This window comes from Paractinoplanes ferrugineus, assembly GCF_016862195.1.
GTDB lineage: Bacteria > Actinomycetota > Actinomycetes > Mycobacteriales > Micromonosporaceae > Actinoplanes > Actinoplanes ferrugineus.
The window spans coordinates 53,188-71,679 of record NZ_BOMM01000069.1; the positions used below are offsets into that span (position 1 = coordinate 53,188).

The following is an 18,492-nucleotide window of genomic DNA, read 5'->3' on the forward strand; positions in this document are numbered from 1 at the left end:
ACATTCCAGCAGTACGGTCTTGCTCCTCGCGCCGATCGTCCCCGCCCCGCCGAGCCACGCGACCGCCGAGCGGCGAGACGCCGCCACGCGCCTCTCGCGTGCGGCCCCCGCCGCCGCCGAGCAGGCGAACGCTTCCGCCGACCGGACAAAACGGACCGGCGGCGCCCGGAACGCATCAGGTCGAGGAAATAGCGCCCGACATGCGGAGTTTGGAGGGTTTCCTGCTGCTCAGCGCCACGATCGCCGGGAATTGCCGGAAGACGGGGTCATCGGAGCGATCCGGCCGGGCGGCCGCGGTCCGACCGGGGTCGGACGCCGAGGGGCCGGCCCGCGGACGGGCCGGCTCGCTCGTCAGGCGCTCAGGGGCTGGGCATCGGACCGCACCGGGGCCGGCAGTTCGCCCTTCGCACCCAGGTAGGAGTGGATGGCGGCGGCGGCGGACCGGCCCTCGGCGATGGCCCAGACGATCAGGGAGGCGCCCTTGTGGGCGTCGCCGGCCACGAACACGCCCGGGGCCGCGGTCTGCCAGCCGGCGTCGGCGTCGAGGACGCCACGGCGGTTGCGGTCGATGCCGAACTGCTCGAGCAACGGCTGCTGCTCGGTGCCCTCGAAGCCGATGGCCAGCAGCACCAGGTCGGCCTTGACGTCGCGCTCGCTGCCGGGCACGACGGACACGGTGCGTACGCCGTCGACCCGCTCGACCATGACCTCGGCGATGCGGATGGCGGCGACGTTGCCGTTGCCGTCGTCGACGAACTCCTGGACGGCGACGCCGAAGACGCGGTCGCCGCCCTCCTCGTGGGCCGGGTAGTTGCGCAGGATGACCGGCCAGGTCGGCCACGGGTGCCGGTCGGCGGCACGGGCGTCGGGCGGCACCGGGTACTGGTCGAGCTGGACCACGTCGGCCGCGCCCTGCCGGTGGGCCACGCCCAGGCAGTCGGCCCCGGTGTCGCCGCCGCCGATGATGACGACGTGCTTGCCGGCGGCGTCGATCGGGGTGGTGTCCTGCAGGCCGGCGACCATCCGGTTGGCCGGGACGAGGTGGTCCATGGCGAGGTGGACGCCGTTGAGCGAGCGGCCGGGCGTCGCCGGGGTGTCCCGGCCGGCCAGGGCGCCGGTGGCGAGGAGCACCGCGTCGAAGCGTTCACGCAGGTCGTCGGCGGTGATGTCGACGCCGACGTGGACGCCGGTCTGGAACACCACACCCTCGGCCTCGAGCTGGGCCAGCCGGGCGTCGATCACCGACTTCTCTATCTTGAAGTCGGGGATCCCGTACCGCAGCAGGCCGCCGATGCGGTCGTCGCGCTCGAAGACCGTGACCGCGTGCCCGGCTCGCGCCAGTTGCTGGGCGGCGGCGAGACCGGCCGGGCCGGAGCCGACCACCGCGACCTTGTAGCCGGACGCGGCCGGCGCCGGCTGCGGCTTGACGTAGCCGAGGTCGAACGCGTGGTTGGCGATCTCCACCTCGACCTGCTTGATCGTCACCGGATCGTCGGCGATGCCCAGCACGCACGCGGCCTCGCACGGCGCCGGGCAGAGCCGGCCGGTGAACTCCGGGAAATTGTTGGTGGCGTGCAGCGCCTCGGCCGCCGCCTGCCACGCCCCGGTACGCACCAGGTCGTTCCAGTCGGGGATGCGGTTGCCCAGCGGGCAGCCCTCGTGACAGAACGGGATGCCGCAGTCCATGCAGCGGGTGGCCTGGTCGCGGATGAGCTCCTCACCGGCGGGCGGGTAGACCTCCCGCCAGTCGCGGATGCGCACCGGCACCGGCCGCCGCTTGGGCAGCTGCCGCTCGTAGCGGAGAAAACCGTTCGGATCAGGCACTCTTGACCCCCATTACCGCCTCGTCGACATTGCGACCGGCGGCTTCGGCGGTCCTGATCAGTTCCATCACGCGCTTGTAGTCGCGCGGCACCACGGCGGTGAACCGCTCGACCGCGGCCGGCCAGTCGGCGAGCAGCCGGTCGGCCACCGCCGAGCCGGTCTCGGTGCGGTGCCGCTCGACCAGGCCGCGGAGCACGACCTGCTCGTCCTCGGTGAGCGGGGTCAGCTCGACCAGCTCCGGGTTGACCCGGGTGGGCGAGAGGTCGAGCACGAACGCCGTGCCACCGCTCATGCCGGCGGCGAAGTTGCGCCCGGTCGGGCCGAGCACCACGACCGTTCCGCCGGTCATGTACTCGCAGCCGTGGTCGCCGACGCCTTCGACGACGGTCGCCGCGCCGGAGTTGCGCACCGCGAACCGTTCGCCGGCCCGGCCCCGCAGGTAGACCTCGCCGCCGGTGGCGCCGTAGAGGATGGTGTTGCCCGCGATGATGTTGTCCTCGGCCACGAACGGGGCGTTCTCGGCGGGCCGCACGATCACCCGGCCGCCGGACAGGCCCTTGGCGACGTAGTCGTTGGTGTCGCCGATCAGCCGCAGGGTGACACCCCGCGGCAGGAACGCGCCGAACGACTGCCCGCCGGTCCCGCGCAGGGTGAACGAGATGGTGTCGTCGGGCAGGCCGGCGCCCCCGAAGCGGCGGGTCACCTCGCCGCCGAGCATCGCGCCGACGCTGCGGTTCTCGTTGCGGACGGTGAGCTCCTCGGCCACCTTGGCGTCCCCGGTCAGGGCCGGCTGGGCCAGCTCGATCAGCTTGTTGTCGAGCGCCTTGTCGAGGCCGTGGTCCTGGGCCACGATCCCGCGGCGGGCGGCCCCCTCGGGCAGCTCCGGCACGTGCAGCACGGGGGCGAGGTCGAGGCCGTGCGCCTTCCAGTGGTCGAGCGCCGGCCGGACGTCGAGGACCTCGGCGTGACCGATGGCCTCGTCGACCGAGCGGAAGCCCAGCGACGCCAGGATCTCCCGGGTCTCCTCGGCGAGGAACATGAAGAAGTTCTCGACGAACTCGGGCTTGCCGGTGAAGCGTTCCCGCAGCACCGGGTTCTGCGTGGCGATGCCGACCGGGCAGGTGTCGAGGTGACAGACCCGCATCATGATGCAGCCGGAGACGATCAGCGGCGCGGTGGCGAAGCCGAACTCCTCGGCGCCGAGCAGCGCCGCCACGACCACGTCACGGCCGGTCTTGAGCTGCCCGTCGACCTGCACCGTGACCCGGTCGCGCAGCTTGTTGAGCAGCAGCGTCTGCTGCGCCTCGGCCAGGCCCAGCTCCCACGGGGAGCCGGCGTGCTTGAGCGAGTTCAGCGGGGACGCACCGGTACCGCCGTCGTGGCCGGAGATCAGGATGACGTCGGCCTTGAGCTTCGCGACACCGGCCGCGACCGTGCCGACCCCGATCTCGCTCACCAGCTTGACGTGCACCCGGGCGGCCGGGTTGACGTTCTTCAGGTCGTGGACCAGCTGTGCCAGGTCCTCGATGGAGTAGATGTCGTGGTGCGGCGGCGGCGAGATGAGGCCGACGCCCGGGGTGGCGTGCCGGGTCTTGGCGATCCAGGGCCACACCTTGTTGCCGGGCAGCTGGCCGCCCTCGCCGGGCTTCGCCCCCTGCGCCATCTTGATCTGCAGGTCGTCCGCGTTGACCAGGTATTCGCTGGTCACGCCGAAGCGGCCGGAGGCGATCTGCTTGACCGCGGAGCGCCGGGCCGGGTCGTAGAGGCGCTCGACGTCCTCGCCGCCCTCGCCGGTGTTGGACTTGCCGCCGAGCCGGTTCATGGCGATGGCCAGGGTCTCGTGCGACTCGGCCGAGATGGAGCCGTACGACATGGCGCCGGTGGCGAACCGCTTGACGATCTCGGTGGCCGGCTCCACCTCGTCCAGCGGAACCGGGGTGCGGTCCTTGAACGAGAACAGCCCGCGCAGCGAACCGGCCTGCGCGGCCAGCTCGTCGACCTTGGCCGTGTACCTGCGGAAGACGTCGTACTGCTTGGACCGGGTGGCGTGCTGCAGCAGGAACACCGTCTCCGGGTTGAACAGGTGCACCTCGCCCTCGCGCCGCCACTGGTATTCGCCGCCGACCTCGAGCCGGCGGTGGGTGCGCTCGGCCGGGTTGGCCGGGTAGGCCTTCTCGTGCCGGGTCCTGACCTCGTCGTGGATCTCGGCGAGCCCGGAGCCGCCGATCCGCCCGCTGGTGCCGGCGAAGTAGCGCTGGAGCAGCTTGTTGTCGAGCCCGACGGCCTCGAACACCTGGGCGCCGCAGTACGACGAGACGGTCGAGATGCCCATCTTGGACATGATCTTGAGGACGCCCTTGCCGAGCGCCTTCACGTAGTTGCGCACCGCCACCCGCGGGTCCAGGCCGGCCAGTGAGCCGGTCGCGATCAGGTCGTCGACCGTCTCGAACGCCAGGTAGGGGTTGACCGCGGCGGCGCCGTAGCCGATCAGCACGGCGGCGTGGTGGACCTCGCGGCAGTCACCGGCCTCGACCACGAGTGCCACCTGGGTGCGGGTCTGCTCGCGCACGAGGTGCTGGTGCACGGCCGCGGTGAGCAGCAGCGACGGGATCGGCGCCAGGTCGGCGTTGGAGTCGCGGTCGGAGAGGACCAGGATGCGTACGCCGTCCTCGATGGCCTCCGACACGTGCCGGCAGATCTGGGTGAGCCGGGCCTTGATGCCCTCCGCGCCGTCGCGCAGCGGGTAGAGACCGGAGACCCGGACGGCCTTGAAGCCGGGCAGGTCGCCGTCCTCGTCGATGGAGAGCAGTTTGGCCAGCTCGTCGTTGTCGATCACCGGGTAGGGCAGGACGATCTGCCGGCAGGAGGCCGGGCCGGGGTCGAGCAGGTTGCCCTCCGGCCCGATCGTGGCCTGCAGGCTGGTCACCAGCTCTTCCCGGATGGCGTCCAGCGGCGGGTTGGTGACCTGCGCGAACATCTGGTGGAAGTAGTCGAACAGCAACCGCGGCCGGGAGGACAGCGGCGAGATCGGGGTGTCGGTGCCCATCGAGCCGAGCGGCTCGGCCCCGGTCCGCGCCATCGGCGCCACCAGGATCTTCAGCTCCTCCTCGGAGTAGCCGAACACCTGCTGCCGGCGGATCACCGAGTCGTGCGTGTAGATGACGTGCTCGCGCGGCGGCAGGTCGGCCAGGTCGATCAGCCCGGCGTGCAGCCACTCGTCGTACGGCTCGGCGGCGGCCAGCCCGGCCTTGATCTCGTCGTCGTGCACGATGCGGCCGGCCTCGGTGTCGACCAGGAACATCTTGCCCGGCTGGAGCCGGCCCTTGGCGATGACGCCGGCCGGGTCGAGGTCGAGCACGCCCGCCTCGGAGCCGAGCACGACGAGGCCGTCGCTGGTGTGCCACCAGCGTCCGGGACGCAGGCCGTTGCGGTCGAGCACGGCGCCGATCGACGAGCCGTCGGTGAACGCGACCGCCGCCGGTCCGTCCCACGGCTCCATCAGCGACGCGTGGAACCTGTAGAACGCGCGCCGCTTCGCCTCCATGGCCGGGTCGTTCTCCCAGGCCTCGGGGATCATCATCAGCATCGCGTGCGGCAGCGAGCGCCCGGCCAGGTGCAGCAGTTCGAGCACCTCGTCGAAACCGGCCGAGTCGGACGCCTCCGGCGTGTTGATCGGGAACAGCCGCTTGATGTTGCCGGGCAGCACCGGCGACTGGAGCAGCGCCTCGCGGGCGGCCATCCAGTTCTTGTTGCCGCGGATGGTGTTGATCTCGCCGTTGTGCGCGATGAACCGGTACGGGTGGGCGAGCGGCCACGACGGGAACGTGTTGGTCGAGAACCGCGAGTGCACGAGGGCGATCGCGCTGGCCACCCGCGGGTCGGTCAGGTCCGGGAAGAACTCCGGGAGCTGGTCGGGGGTGAGCATGCCCTTGTAGGTGATGGTGCGCGACGACAGCGACGGGAAGTAGGCACCGACACCCCGCTGCGACGACTCACGCTCGGCCTGCTTGCGGATGGTGAAGGCGACCCGGTCCAGCTCGATGCCGGCCAGCGGCGCGTCCTTCGGTCCGGCGGCGTTGCCGGTGAGCCGGTGAGCGGCAAGAAAGACCTGCTTGATGTACGGGCGGGCCTCGTCAGCCGTGGCACCGAGCCCGGCCGGCCGCACCGGGACGTCCCGCCAGCCGAGCACCTCGCCGCCCTCGACCAGCGCGTACTTCTCGAAGATCTTGATCGCCCGCGCCTGCGCGCCGGCGTCGTTCGGCAGAAAGACCAGGCCGGTGGCGTAGTAGCCGGACTCGGGCAGGTCGAAGCCGGAAGCCGCACGGTAGAACGCGTCCGGGACCTGGATCATGATCCCGGCGCCGTCGCCGGTGTTGTACTCGGCGCCGCGGGCGCCCCGGTGGTCGAGGCGGATCAGCGCCGACAGGCCCTTGGCGACCACGTCGTGCGAACGGCGCCCGTGCAGATCGGCCACGAAAGCCACACCGCAGGCGTCGCGCTCGGTAGACGGGTCGTACAACCCACGGTCCTGCTTCGTGTTCTCCGCCGCGGGTCGGTCCGGTCCCTGGGGGTGCGGATATGCCACCGGGCCTCCTGTCGTCTGTGTTTCATCTCAAGGTCGGGACGACGTCGGCCCTGCAAAGTCTCTAGAGTCTACGGCAACGGGTACCGATCTCCGCCAGTTCGGATAGATCACACCGCGATCAGGACAAAACGGATTTCTCGACTGCCCCAACGATTGTCCGGCGCGACGCTGCGCCGAATTGGGTAGTCTCGCGCGGTGGCGCTTCCGGATACCGACGTCTTCGTCAGGCTCGAGCGTTTCTATGACGCTCTCCCCCGACCCTACGCACGTGTGGAGGACTTCGGGGGGCTGGTGCTCTTCGTCCGCGAGGGCGAGGGGTGGCCCTATTACGCCCGGCCCCGGATAGGAGCGGAGACGCCTTCCGCCGCCGATATTACTGCGGTCCGCCGCCGGCAACGAGAGCTGGGCGTGCCCGAGGCTTTCGAATGGGTGCACGAGACGGCTCCCGACCTGCTCGCGGTGGCTAGATCGGCGGATCTCGATGTGCTGCTGGCGCCGCTGCTGACCCTCGACCCCGTCGCCCTGGTCCCCGACCTGCCGGTGCCCGGCGCGACGATCGGCCTGCTCGACCCGGCCGCCCCGAGCTACCCGGCCGACCTGGCCGCCACCCGCGCGGTCGCCCAGCTGGCGTTCGGCAGCCCGCCGCACGTCACCCCGCTGGAGGAGGTCGCGGTGGCCGCCGAGTCCGCCGCCGCGACGCTGCTCACCGGCGCGGCCGGCCCGGCCGAACGGGACGCCGCGATCGAGGAGCTGAGCCCCGCCCTGGTCGAGGGCTACCGGCGCCGGGCCGGCGCGGGCGACTACCGGACCGCCGTGGCCACCAGCGAGACCGACGGCATCCTGGCCACCGGGGCGCTGATGCGGGCGGGCGAGGTCGCCGAGATCGCCGGCGTGGCCACCCTGCCGGCCGTCCGCGGCCGCGGCTACGCCTCCCAGCTCACCGCGAGGCTGGCTCACCAGGCCCTGCGCGACGGCGTCCAGCTGGTCTTCCTGTCCGCCGGCGACGACGACGTGGCCCGGCTCTACACCAAGGTCGGCTTCCGCCGGATCGGGACGGCCTGCATCGCCGAACCGGCCACCGCCCGGCTCTGACGCTATTCCGGCGGGAGCCAGTCCGCCTCGAGCCGGGTGTGGTTGCCGAGAATCCGCGGCCGCATGTGGTTGAGCGCGGCGTCGCGGGCCCGCAGGGCGAGCCGCCCCCGGGCCTGCACGACGGCCGACATGCGGCGGGTCTGGCGCACGACGGTGGTGGTGCGGGGCCGCCGGGTGCGGCTGTACGCCTCGATCGCCGCGACCAGGCCGGGGCCCGGCTCGGTGTCGGCGACCAGCGCGCGCAGCGTGGCCGCGTCCTCGAACGCCAGGCACGCGCCCTGACCCAGGTGATGGGGCATGGCGTGGGCGGCGTCGCCGAGCAGCACGACACCGCCCGGCCCGGAGGCGAACCCGTACGCCCGCGGCAGCGGACGCAGCTCGCGCACCTCGTGCTGGACCAGGTCCTCGGCGTGGGTCGCGGCCAGCAGCTCACCCACCGGCGCGGGCCAGTCGGCGAACCACCGCCGCAGCAGGGCCAGCTGGGTGGCGGGTGACTCGGGCCGGGGCGCCCCGGCGGCGGTCGCCACCCAGTAGACGCCGCCCCTGCCGGCCGCCCGCTCGCCGAGCGGCATGGCGACGAACCGGTAACCGGCGCCCAGGGTCTCACCACCGGCCGCCTGCTCCGGCGTCAGACGCGGCACCCGGTAGCCGGGGATGACCGCCTGCCAGTCGGCGAACCCGGAACCGACGGCCGCCGACTCGGGCGCCAGGGCCCGCCGGATCGGGCTGTCGATGCCGTCGGCCGCGACCACCAGGTCGGCCTCGACCCAGGTGCGGCCGTCGCCCACGGCGGGACGCTGCCGGCGGCCGGTGCGCACCGCGGTCACGGCGAAGCCGGTACGGATCTCCACGCCCTCGCCGAGCCCGGCGACCAGCGCGTCGTACAGATCCTCCAGGTGCACGACGGCGGGCGCGGGACCGCCGGCGCCGGCGCGGGTCCGCGGGGCCACCAGCCACTGGCCGTCGGGGCGGCGCACCCCGCCGTCCGGCAGCGGGGACGCGATCGCCGACCAGCCGCCGTCGGGGTCGAGGGCCTCGAGGGCGCGCCGGCCGTTCGACCACAGCACCAGAGCGGTGGGCGGCGCGGCGACCCGCTCACCCCGTTCGAGCAGGACCACCCGCCAGCCGGCCCGCGCCAGGGCGCCGGCGGTGGCCAGTCCGGCCATCCCCGCGCCCACCACGACCGCTGTGCGCACGCCGACCGGCCCGCGGGTCAGTTCTCGTCGTTCTTGCCGGCGGGTCCGGCGTCCCCGCCGGACTTGCCCTCCGGCCCGGTGCCGGCGGCGGCACCGGTGGCCAGCACGGCCTCGCCCACCCCGGCGGGCCCGGCCGGGTCGGCGGCGTCGTGCGGGTGGGCCCCCGCCGCGACCTCCAGCGCCACGTCCTGCTCGGTGTCCGGGGGGAGCACACCGGTGCGCTGATAGGCCTCGAACCGGGACTCGCTGACCACCTGGTAGCTCTTCGGGGCCCGCTGCGGCTCGCCGTCCTCGCCCGGCCCGGCCCCGTCGGCGGCCGGCGTGAGCGGGGCGTCGGGCGCGTCCTCCGGCACCACGTAGGCGCGGGGGCCGCGGACGACCAGGAAGTAGGCGAGCGCCAGGAGGAACACCACGATCGCGGTGAACACGTTGAGCCGGATGCCGAAGATGTGGTTGGCCTCGTCGATCCGCAACGCCTCGATCCAGCAGCGCCCGGCGGTGTAGGCCATCACGTAGAGCGCGAAGGCGCGGCCCCGGCCGAACTTGTACTTGCGGTCCAGCCACCAGACCAGCCCGCCGACGCCGAGGTCCCAGACCGCCTCGTAGAGGAACGTCGGGTGGTAGAGCCCGGCCTTGGTGACCGCCTCACCGTCGATCACCGTGGCGTGCCCCGGGTTGGACGTGTCCATGTCGTGCACCCGCAGGCCCCACGGCAGCGTGGTGGCCTTGCCGTAGAGCTCGTTGTTGAACCAGTTGCCGAACCGGCCGAGGGCCTGCGCGACCGGCAGCGCCGGGGCGAGCGAGTCGGCGAAGATCGCGAACGGCAGGCCGAGCTGACGCGCGGCGATCCAGGCGCCGACCGCCCCACCGGCCACCGCTCCCCAGATGCCGAGGCCGCCCTCCCAGATGTAGAAGGCCCGGATCGGGTCACCGCCGGCCCCGAAGTAGTCCTGCGGCGAGGTGATCAGGTGGTAGACCCGGGCTCCGAGGATGCCGAACGGCACCGCCCACACCGCCATGTCGAGCGACGCCCACGGCGCCACTCCACGGTGCCGCAGTCGCTGCTCCATGAGCAGCACGGCGACGACGATGCCCAGGACGATGCAGAGCGCATAAGCCCGGACGGGCAGGCCGAGCACGTGCCAGACGGACGTTGTCGGACTCGGGATCGCGGCGAGGTTCACGGGTGCACACGCTACCGTCGTGCCGCTCGCCGTGGTCGCTCAGGGCAGGCCTACTTTTCCGGGTTACGCACGCCCTCGGACAGTTCCGCGCTGAGCGCGCGCAACCGGGACAGCCCGGTCTCGCGGTCGGGCGCGTCCAGGACACACCGGATCAGGGCGCTGCCGACGATCACGCCGTCGGCGAAGCCGGCCACCTCGGCCGCCTGCTTGCCGTTGCCGACCCCCAGGCCGACGCCGACCGGCAGGTCACGGTCGGCCTGCCGGATCCGCTCGACCAGGTCGGGGGCCTGCCGCGACACCGAGGTACGGGCGCCGGTGACGCCCATCAGCGCGGTGGCGTAGACGAAGCCCCGGCAGTTCGCCACGGTCATGGCGATCCGCTCGTCGGTCGAGGAGGGCGAGACCAGGAACGTCCGGTCGATGCCCTGCTCGTCGGACGCGGCCAGCCACTCCTCGGCCTCGTCCGGGATCAGGTCGGGCGTGATCATGCCGGTGGCACCCGCCGCGGCGAGGTCGCGGGCGAACGCGTTCACCCCGTACTTCTCGACGGGGTTCCAGTAGGTCATCAGCACGACCGGCACGCCGGCGTTCGCGACGGCCTCGATGATCCGCAGCGTGTCGCGGGTGCGCACGCCGGCGGCGAGCGCGATGTCACTGGCCTTCTGGATGACCGGGCCGTCCATCACCGGGTCGGAGTAGGGCAGCTCGACCTCGACGACGTCGCAGCCGGCCTCGTGCATCGCGATCATCGAGGCGATGCTGTCGTCGACGGTCGGGAAGCCGGCCGGCATGCAGCCGATCAGGACCGACCGGTCCTCCGCCCGCGCCTTGTGGAAGATCTCCGAGATGCTCACTCCTGCTCCCCCGGGACCAGCGTCTCGACCTCGTCGAGGATGCCGAAGTAGGCGCCTGCGGTGTGCACGTCCTTGTCACCCCGGCCGGAGAGGTTGATCAGGATGGTCGGCTCGCGGCCGAGCTCCGCGGTCAGCGCCGGGATGATCCGGATCGCCCCGGCCACCGCGTGCGCGCTCTCGATCGCCGGGATGATCCCCTCGGTGCGGCACAGCAGCTGGAACGCGGACATCGCCTCGGCGTCGGTCACCGGCTCGTACTCCGCCCGGCCGGTGTCGTGCAGCCAGGCGTGCTCCGGGCCGACGCCGGGGTAGTCGAGACCCGCCGAGATCGAGTGCGACTCGACCGTCTGGCCGTCGTCGTCCTGCAGCACGTACGTCCGGGCGCCGTGCAGCACCCCGACCGAGCCGCCGGTGATCGACGCCGCGTGCCGGCCGGTCCGGACGCCGTCGCCGCCCGCCTCGAAGCCGTAGAGGGCGACCCCCTCGTCGGGCACGAACGCGTGGAAGATCCCGATCGCGTTGGAGCCGCCGCCGACGCAGGCCGCGACCACGTCGGGCAGCCGCCCGATCTGGTCGAGGCACTGCTGCCGCGCCTCCACCCCGATGCCGCCCACGAAGTCGCGGACGATCTCCGGGAACGGGTGCGGGCCGGCCGCCGTGCCGAGCAGGTAGTGCGTGGTGTCGACGGAGGCGACCCAGTCCCGCAGGGCCTCGTTGAGCGCGTCCTTGAGGGTGCGCGAGCCGTTCGTCACCGGGACGACGGTGGCGCCGAGCATCCGCATCCGGGCCACGTTCAGCGCCTGCCGCTCGGTGTCGGTCTCCCCCATGTAGACCACGCACTCGAGGTCGAGCAGGGCGGCCGCGGTCGCGCTGGCCACGCCGTGCTGGCCGGCACCGGTCTCGGCGATCACCCGCGGCTTGCCCATCCGCTTGGCCAGCAGAGCCTGGCCGAGGACGTTGCGCACCTTGTGCGCGCCGGTGTGGTTGAGATCCTCCCGCTTGAGCAGGATCTCCGCGCCGGCCTTGGCGCTGAGCCGCTTGGCCGGGTAGAGCAGCGAGGGCGTGCCCGCGTAGTTGAGGAGCAGATCCTGGAACTCCGCCTGGAACTCCGGATCGGTCTTCGCCTCGCGGTAGGCCGTCTCGAGCTCGTCCAGGGCACGGACCAGGGCCTCCGGCACGAACCGGCCGCCGTAGCGGCCGAAGTGCCCGGCCAGGTCGGGCAGAACCGACGTCATCGCACCGGCCTCGGGGTCGCAGGGTGGTTGCCGGCGTTGACCAGCTCGGCGACCGCGTCGCGCGGCGACTTCTGGGTCACCAGGCCCTCGCCCACCAGCACCGCGTCGGCACCGGCGGACGCGTACCGGATCAGGTCGTGCGGACCCCGCACCCCCGACTCGGCGATCTTGACGACGTTGTTCGGCAGCCCGGGCGCGATGCGCTCGAACACCGACCGGTCGACCTCGAGCGTGCGCAGGTCCCGGGCGTTCACCCCGATCACCTTGGCGTTCGCCTCCAGTGCCCGGTCGGCCTCCTCCTCGTTGTGCACTTCGACGAGGGCGGTCATGCCGAGCGACTCGATGCGCTCGAGCAGGCCGACCAGCACGTTCTGCTCCAGTGCGGCCACGATGAGCAGCACGAGGTCGGCGCCGTGGGCCCGGGCCTCGTGCACTTGATAACTGGAGATCACGAAGTCCTTGCGGAGCACCGGGATGCGCACCGACTGCCGGACCGCGGCCAGGTCGGCGAGCGAGCCGCCGAACCATCGGCCCTCGGTGAGCACGCTGATGCAGCGGGCGCCGCCCGCCGCGTACTCCCCGGCCAGGTCGGCCGGGTCGGGGATGTCGGCGAGCGCGCCCTTCGACGGCGACGACCGCTTGACCTCAGCGATCACCGCCACCCCGGGCTTACGCAGCGCCGCGTAGCCGTCGATCGCCGGTGGCGCCGCCGCGGCAAGTTCCCGAACCTGCTCCAGCGGCACCTTCTCCTGCCGTGCCGCCACGTCCTCGCGCACTCCGGCGAGGATCTCCTCCAGCACGTTCTGCGGCCCGCCAGTGCCCGCTTCCGCCTGCTGATCGGATGTCACGTAATGACTCCCCTCTCCGGGTGTCCTCCGACCGATGCTAGGAGGTCGCGGTCCTCCCCGCCCGCCCGGGGTATGGCGAGCCTCACCAGTTGGGCTGGGGCATAATGCCGCCGGCCTCGCGCCCACCTGTCACTTCGGTCACAGCCGCGCCGGGCGCGCCGGTCCACATGCTGGGCGACCTCATCTGATCGGGGGATGGCGACTCCCGTCCACGGCTACGTCATGCAGCGGAAATACGAGTCGGTCAAGCTGATCACCCGGCAGACTGGAGCCGTCCCCGGCGGAAACGACGACGTGGAGTTGACATCGACGTGGAGTTGACCGTGTCCGACAGCCAGCACTCCCCGGCCGCCCTCCCGGCGCCGGCCCTCGCCGAGGTGTCCCGGGCTCTCGTCTCGGTGGCGGCCCACCTGGTGACGAACGTCCAGCGCGCGGTGGTGGGCCCGGCCAAGGTCCCCACGGCCCGGGACAACGCCTACTTCGCGATGCTCGCCGACCAGGCCCGCAACCAGGCCCGTGCCGACCTGACCCGCGAGGTGGCGTCGCGCCTGCGCAGCCGCCCCCGCAAGCTGGTCGAAGCCCGCTGACCCCCGGCCGACAAATCCCCCGGGGTACGCCGAACGGCGTACGCCGAACGGGGTCAGCCGGTGGGGTCGTCGCCCCGGTCGAGGGCGTCCCAGGCGGCCCGGTGGTCGGCGGGGGCCGGGGCCGTCGCGACCGGCTTGCGCTCGTAACGGGCCGACATGCCCGGCCACTCGTGCCCCCGAGCCAGCGTGCTCAGCCCGCCGGCCAGGACGATCAGGCCGCCGGCCGCGCAGCCGACCGGCCACAGCGTGCCGCCGGCACCGGCCGAACCGGGGTCGAGGCCGACCCGGCCGGCGATCGCGCCGATCGTCACCCCCAGCCCGGCCAGGGACAGCAGGACGCCGAGGGCCCGCCTCGCCCAGCCCGACGTGGCCAGCAGCGCGCCCGTACCGGCCAGGGCCACCACGGCCAGGCCGGTCACCCACGGCTGCACGTCGGTGCCGGTGCGGGACTCCCGCAGGCCGGACATACCGGGGCGCGGGATCACGTGCACCGACCACGTCCGGGTGATCGCGTAGAGCGCCAGCGCCGAGCCGGCCAGCGACGCCAGCACGGTGAGCGGATAGAGACGGCGCCTCATCGCGCCGCGCGCAGCGTCTCCGCCGAGGCGATGGCGGCCAGGACGGCGGCGGCCTTGTTCCTGGTCTCGGTCTCCTCGGCGGCCGGATCCGAGTCGGCCACGACGCCCGCCCCGGCCCCCACGTAGGCGACGCCGTCCTTCAGCAGGGCGGTGCGGATCGCGATCGCCATGTCCATGTCGCCGGCGAAGCCGAAATAGCCGACCGTGCCGCCGTACAGGCCGCGGCGGGTCGGTTCCAGCTCCTCGATGATCTCCATGGCCCGAACCTTGGGGGCGCCGGAGAGGGTGCCGGCCGGGAACGTGGCGGCGAGGGCGTCGAACGCGCTCCGGTCGTCGCGCAGCTCGCCGGTGACGGTCGAGACGATGTGCATGACGTGGCTGTACCGCTCGATCCGGGCGAACTCCGGCACCTCGACCGTGCCCGGCTTGCAGACCCGGCCGAGATCGTTGCGGCCGAGGTCGACGAGCATGACGTGCTCGGAACGCTCCTTCGGGTCGGCCAGCAGCTCGGTGGCGAGGGCGTTGTCCTGCTCCGGGGTGGCGCCCCGCCAGCGGGTGCCGGCGATCGGGTGCAGCAGCGCGTGCCGGGTGCCCCGCTCGTCGGCGCTGACCTTCAGGTGCGCCTCCGGCGACGAGCCGACGATGTCGAAATCGTCGAACCGCAACAGATACATGTACGGGCTGGGGTTGGTCGCCCGCAGCACCCGGTAGACGTCGAGCGGAGCGGCATCGGTCGGCCGCTCGAACCGTTGCGCCACCACGATCTGGAAGCACTCGCCGGCCCGGATCGCCTCCTTGGCCTCCTCGACCGCCTTCTGGTATTCCCCGGGGACGGTACGGCTGACCGGCTCGCCGGCCGGCCGGCGCTCCACCGTGGAGATCATCGGCGGGGTGGGCCGGGACAGTGCCGTGGTCATCGCGTCGAGCCGGCCGACGGCGTTGTGGTAGGCCGCCAGCCGCTCGGCGTCGGTGGCGTCCTCGGCCGTCAGGGCGTTCGCGACCAGGATCGCCGAGCCGTCGTAGTGGTCGAGGACCACCAGGTCGGTCGCGAGCATCATGCCCAGCTCGGGCAGCTCCAGGTCGTCGGTGGCGGTGGCGGGCAACCGCTCGAAACGCCGCACCAGGTCGTAGCCGAGATAGCCGACCATGCCCCCGCTCAGCGGCGGCAGGTGGTCGCCGGCCGGCCCGTCGGCGAGCGCCGCGACCGTCTCGCGCAGCACCGTGACCGGGTCCCCGCCGGTGGGCACGCCGGGCGGGGGCGTGCCGAGCCAGGCCGCCGTCCCGTCCCGCTCGACCAGGGTGGCGGCGCTGCGCACGCCGATGAACGAGTAACGCGACCAGGCCGCACCGGACGGACCGGCGCCCTGCTCGGCCGACTCCAGCAGAAAGGTGCCCGGCCCGCCGGCCAGCTTCGTGTAGACGCCGACCGGTGTCTCGCCGTCGGCGAGCAGCCGGCGGATGACCGGGACGACCCGGCGCCGCTGGGCCAGGAACTCGGCCTCGCCGGGCTGCACCGCACCGCTGGTCACGACTCGCCCCCGGACACGGGGAGCTCGTCGAAGAAGCAGGTGGGCGCGCCGGTGTGACAGGCCGCGCCGACCTGCTCGACGGTGACCAGCAACGCGTCCCCGTCGCAGTCGAGCGCGACCGACCTCACGTACTGGTGGTGGCCGGACGTCGCGCCCTTCACCCAGTATTCCCGGCGGCTGCGCGACCAGTAGGTGGCCCGCCCCGTGGTCAGCGTGCGATGCAGCGCCTCGTCGTCCATCCACGCGAGCATCAGCACGGCACCGGAGTCGTGCTCGCGCACGATCGCCGCGACGAGGCCGTCGGAACCGCGCTTGAGGCGCGCCGCGACGGCCGGATCCAGATCGGTCTTCACTGCCACGTCAACGATTGTCCACCGCGTGCGGGTGACACTCCGATCCGCCCCACGCGCGGGCCCACGATCCGGGCACGGGGGATGTGCCGGACGGCGGGGAAGGGTACCGTCGTCGTGCGCCGCGCCCGGCCCAGGGCGCCGGCGTCCGCCCACCTGACAAGGGTCAGCGCAGCTCACGGGCGCGGTGGGACCGCCTCTCGACGGGAGTCTTTACACCGATGGAGCCGCAGTCAAGTCCCGACAACAACCGGCCACCGCGCGGGCTCTCGCGTTTCTGGCCGGTTCATCGGGAAACCGGCGACCCGGCCGACACCGCCGAACAGCCCGAGGTCCCGGTAGCCCGACCGGGTGAACCGGGAACCGCCCCCGGTTCCCGCCACACCGACCCGACCGAGCCCGGCGCCGGCGCCCCGCCGACGCCCCCCGTGCACGGCGGCGGCCCCGTCCCGCTCGCCCCCGGCCCGCACGTGTCCGGTCCCCACGCCCCCGGCCCCCACGTGTCCGGTCCCCACGCCCCCGGCCCGCACGCGTCCGGCCCCCACGCGTCCGGCCCGGCCCAGGCGCGCCCGCCGATCGGTGGCCCGGCCCCCGAGCCGGGCCCCGGACCGCTGCCGCTCGGCGGTGGCCCGGGAGCAGAACCCGGCAACGGCACGGGTGTGAGCGCCCCCGCCGGTACCACACCGCACCCGCCGGTCACCGAGTCGGCGGCCGGCGACGCCGATCACTCCGGCACGCCCGACCACGGCGAACGGGCAGCTCAGGACGGAGAGGCCCGGCGGGCCAACCCGTGGGACCGGGACAGCGGGACGTTCGGCGGCTTCGGTCTGAACGGTCGCAACGGGCGTTTCCTGTTCGGCGGCCGGGACACCACCGACGAGCCGCCGACCGGCACGAACGGCCACAGTGTCCCGGAACTCAACGGACGGAAACGGCAAACGGCCGATGAGCCGTCTAATCTGGACGACCCGGCACCGGGCAAGCCCGCCGACGACACGGTCCCGGCGCAAGCTTCCGACGAGAACAGGCGTGATCACATGAACGGACGGGCCGGCGTTCCCGGTTTCACGGCACCGGGCGACTCCGTACCCTCCGAGGACGGTCCCGCCCCCGACCAGGCCGCCCCCGACGGCCGCCGGCAGGCGACCGGCTGGGCCTCCGTGCCCACCTCGACCCACCCGGTGGTGAACCCGACCTCCGGCGCCCCGATCTCCGCGGCCCCGATCTCCGCGACCCCGGTCTCCCCGGGCTTCACCGCCCCGGGCGCCCCGGCCGCCCCCGGGTTCACCGCCTCGGGCTTCACCCCGCCGGCCTCGTCGGGCTTCACCCCGTCCGCCTCCCGCGGCTTCACCCCGCCGGTCTCCCCGGCCGCCTCCGGTTACGCGTCGCCCGGTTCGCTCGGCTCGCTCGGTTACCAGCCGCCCACCTCGCCGAGTGCGCCCGGTTCACCCGCCGCATCCGGGCACGGTTCGCCGGTGTCACCCGCCGCACCCGGGCACGGTTCGCCAGGGTCGCCCGCCGCACCCGGTCAGGCGTCCTCGGCCTTCCCGGGTTCGCCCGGTCCGGCGGGTCCGTCCGGGTTCGCTCCTTCGGCGTACGGCCAGCCACCGTCCTACGTGCCCGCCCTGCCCGACCCGACCACCGGCCCGCTGTCCGGCGTGCCGACGCCGCGGGGCAGCGCCGCCCGCTTCCCGGCCGCGCCCACCTCGGGTGCCGCGGCCGACGCCCCGGAGCCGGCCACCGAGACCCCGCGCACAGCCCTGCCCCAGCGCTCCGCCGAGACCCAGCGCTCCGCCGAGACCGCACGCTCCACCGAGACCGCACGCTCCACCGAGAACCAGCGCCCGGCCGAGGCCTATCTCCCGGCCGGAACCCAGCACCCGGCCGACGCCCAGCGCATGACCGCGACGCGGAGCCCGGCGGACGCCCAGCGCCCGGCCGGAATCCCACACCCGGCCGACGCCGACCGTTCGGCCGGCAGCCAGCACGCAGCCGACAGCCAGCGGGTGGCCGACAGTCAGCGCACGACCGACAACCAGCGCACGACCGACAGCCAGCGTGCGGCCGACAGCCAGGGTGCGGCCGACAGCCAGCGCCTGGGCGGGACACCGGCCGGCCAGCACGAGCCGTCGCTGTTCGGGCCGTCCGCGGCCGAGGCGATCGCGGCCGTCCGCAGTGCCGCCGAGGAGGCCGCCCGGCGCTCCTGGGACGAGGACGACGCGGCCCCACGGCAGCCGGCCCCGCACCGCTCGGCAAGCCTCGAGGACGCCGCGCCGGTCCGCCGTGGCCGGCGGGCCGCCGAGCCCGACGACGAGCTGGAGCAGGAGCCGGAACTGCGCCCCGGCGACGTCGAGGCGGGCCACATCGCGTTCTGGGACGACGACGCGACCCGGCACTTCCGGGCGGCCTGGCACGAGGTGAAGGCGGAGTTCGTCGACGACCCGGTCCGCGCCCTGACCCGCGCCCACGACCTGCTCACCGACGCGGTCAACGAGCTGACCGAATCGTTGCTGGCCGAACGCGACGAACTCGACCCGCTGCGCGGCAACTCGTCGCCCGACACCGAGAGCATGCGGATGGCGATGCGCGGCTACCGCGAGTTCCTCGACCGCATCCTCGCCCTCTAGCCA

14 protein-coding genes are annotated in these 18,492 nt (G+C 73.4%); 4 read left to right on the forward strand and 10 right to left on the reverse strand.

The features are described from left to right. Window positions 1-351 precede the first annotated feature (351 nt). Window positions 352-1,824, reverse strand: coding sequence for a glutamate synthase subunit beta (locus tag Afe05nite_RS36950; RefSeq protein WP_203821957.1), 1,473 nt, complete (start codon window positions 1,822-1,824; stop codon window positions 352-354). Further along, a complete protein-coding gene (gene gltB / locus Afe05nite_RS36955) occupies window positions 1,817-6,409 on the reverse strand; it encodes a glutamate synthase large subunit (protein ID WP_438869531.1) in 4,593 nt (1,530 codons plus the stop codon). Before gltB ends, Afe05nite_RS36950 begins: the two co-directional genes overlap by 8 nt. Window positions 6,410-6,679: 270 nt before the next feature. On the opposite strand from gltB, the gene Afe05nite_RS36960 reads away from it, so the two are divergent. Next, window positions 6,680-7,501: a GNAT family N-acetyltransferase gene (locus Afe05nite_RS36960; RefSeq protein WP_438869533.1), complete on the forward strand. Its 822-nt coding sequence runs from the start codon at window positions 6,680-6,682 to the stop codon at window positions 7,499-7,501. A 2-nt stretch (window positions 7,502-7,503) separates the two neighbouring features. Here Afe05nite_RS36960 and Afe05nite_RS36965 read toward each other — a convergent pair whose 3' ends face one another. From Afe05nite_RS36965 to trpC, 5 genes are read right to left on the reverse strand one after another with little or no spacing between them, the layout of a single operon-like run. Then, window positions 7,504-8,697, reverse strand: a complete 1,194-nt coding sequence (locus Afe05nite_RS36965; protein WP_203821959.1) for an FAD-dependent oxidoreductase — start codon at window positions 8,695-8,697, stop codon at window positions 7,504-7,506. Window positions 8,698-8,714: 17 nt separating this feature from the next. Continuing rightward, window positions 8,715-9,881, reverse strand: coding sequence for a prolipoprotein diacylglyceryl transferase (gene lgt, locus Afe05nite_RS36970; RefSeq protein ID WP_203821960.1), 1,167 nt, complete (start codon window positions 9,879-9,881; stop codon window positions 8,715-8,717). 50 nt (window positions 9,882-9,931) lie between these two features. Further along, window positions 9,932-10,735, reverse strand: coding sequence for a tryptophan synthase subunit alpha (trpA, locus tag Afe05nite_RS36975; protein ID WP_203821961.1), 804 nt, complete (start codon window positions 10,733-10,735; stop codon window positions 9,932-9,934). Further along, window positions 10,732-11,970, reverse strand: a complete 1,239-nt coding sequence (gene trpB / locus Afe05nite_RS36980) for a tryptophan synthase subunit beta (protein ID WP_203821962.1) — start codon at window positions 11,968-11,970, stop codon at window positions 10,732-10,734. Before trpB ends, trpA begins: the two co-directional genes overlap by 4 nt. Beyond that, window positions 11,967-12,770, reverse strand: a complete 804-nt coding sequence (gene trpC / locus Afe05nite_RS36985; protein ID WP_203821976.1) for an indole-3-glycerol phosphate synthase TrpC — start codon at window positions 12,768-12,770, stop codon at window positions 11,967-11,969. The genes trpB and trpC overlap by 4 nt, the downstream gene beginning before the upstream one ends. Window positions 12,771-13,013: 243 nt before the next feature. On the opposite strand from trpC, the gene Afe05nite_RS44745 reads away from it, so the two are divergent. Together Afe05nite_RS44745 and Afe05nite_RS36990 are read left to right on the forward strand one after the other, a co-directional pair. Beyond that, complete coding sequence (locus Afe05nite_RS44745) at window positions 13,014-13,139, forward strand: hypothetical protein (RefSeq protein WP_275407540.1); 126 nt, start codon at window positions 13,014-13,016, stop codon at window positions 13,137-13,139. 2 nt (window positions 13,140-13,141) lie between these two features. Further along, entirely contained in the window at window positions 13,142-13,405 is a 264-nt protein-coding gene (locus Afe05nite_RS36990) for a hypothetical protein (protein ID WP_203821963.1), read from the forward strand. 53 nt (window positions 13,406-13,458) lie between these two features. On the opposite strand, the gene Afe05nite_RS36995 is transcribed toward Afe05nite_RS36990, so the two are convergent. The 3 genes from Afe05nite_RS36995 to hisI are packed head-to-tail and all read right to left on the reverse strand — an operon-like array spanning window position 13,459 to window position 15,871. Further along, the gene (locus Afe05nite_RS36995; protein WP_203821964.1) at window positions 13,459-13,983 is read right to left on the reverse strand and encodes a Trp biosynthesis-associated membrane protein; all 525 of its coding nucleotides are present in this window, start codon (window positions 13,981-13,983) and stop codon (window positions 13,459-13,461) included. After that, window positions 13,980-15,512, reverse strand: a complete 1,533-nt coding sequence (locus Afe05nite_RS37000) for an anthranilate synthase component I (protein ID WP_203821965.1) — start codon at window positions 15,510-15,512, stop codon at window positions 13,980-13,982. The genes Afe05nite_RS36995 and Afe05nite_RS37000 overlap by 4 nt, the downstream gene beginning before the upstream one ends. Further along, window positions 15,509-15,871: a phosphoribosyl-AMP cyclohydrolase gene (gene hisI / locus Afe05nite_RS37005; RefSeq protein ID WP_239118473.1), complete on the reverse strand. Its 363-nt coding sequence runs from the start codon at window positions 15,869-15,871 to the stop codon at window positions 15,509-15,511. Before hisI ends, Afe05nite_RS37000 begins: the two co-directional genes overlap by 4 nt. Before the next feature lie 212 nt (window positions 15,872-16,083). Between hisI and Afe05nite_RS37010 the strand changes: the two genes are divergently transcribed. Then, window positions 16,084-18,489 (forward strand): hypothetical protein, encoded by a 2,406-nt coding sequence (locus Afe05nite_RS37010; protein WP_203821966.1) that lies wholly within the window; start codon window positions 16,084-16,086, stop codon window positions 18,487-18,489. Window positions 18,490-18,492: the final 3 nt, after the last annotated feature.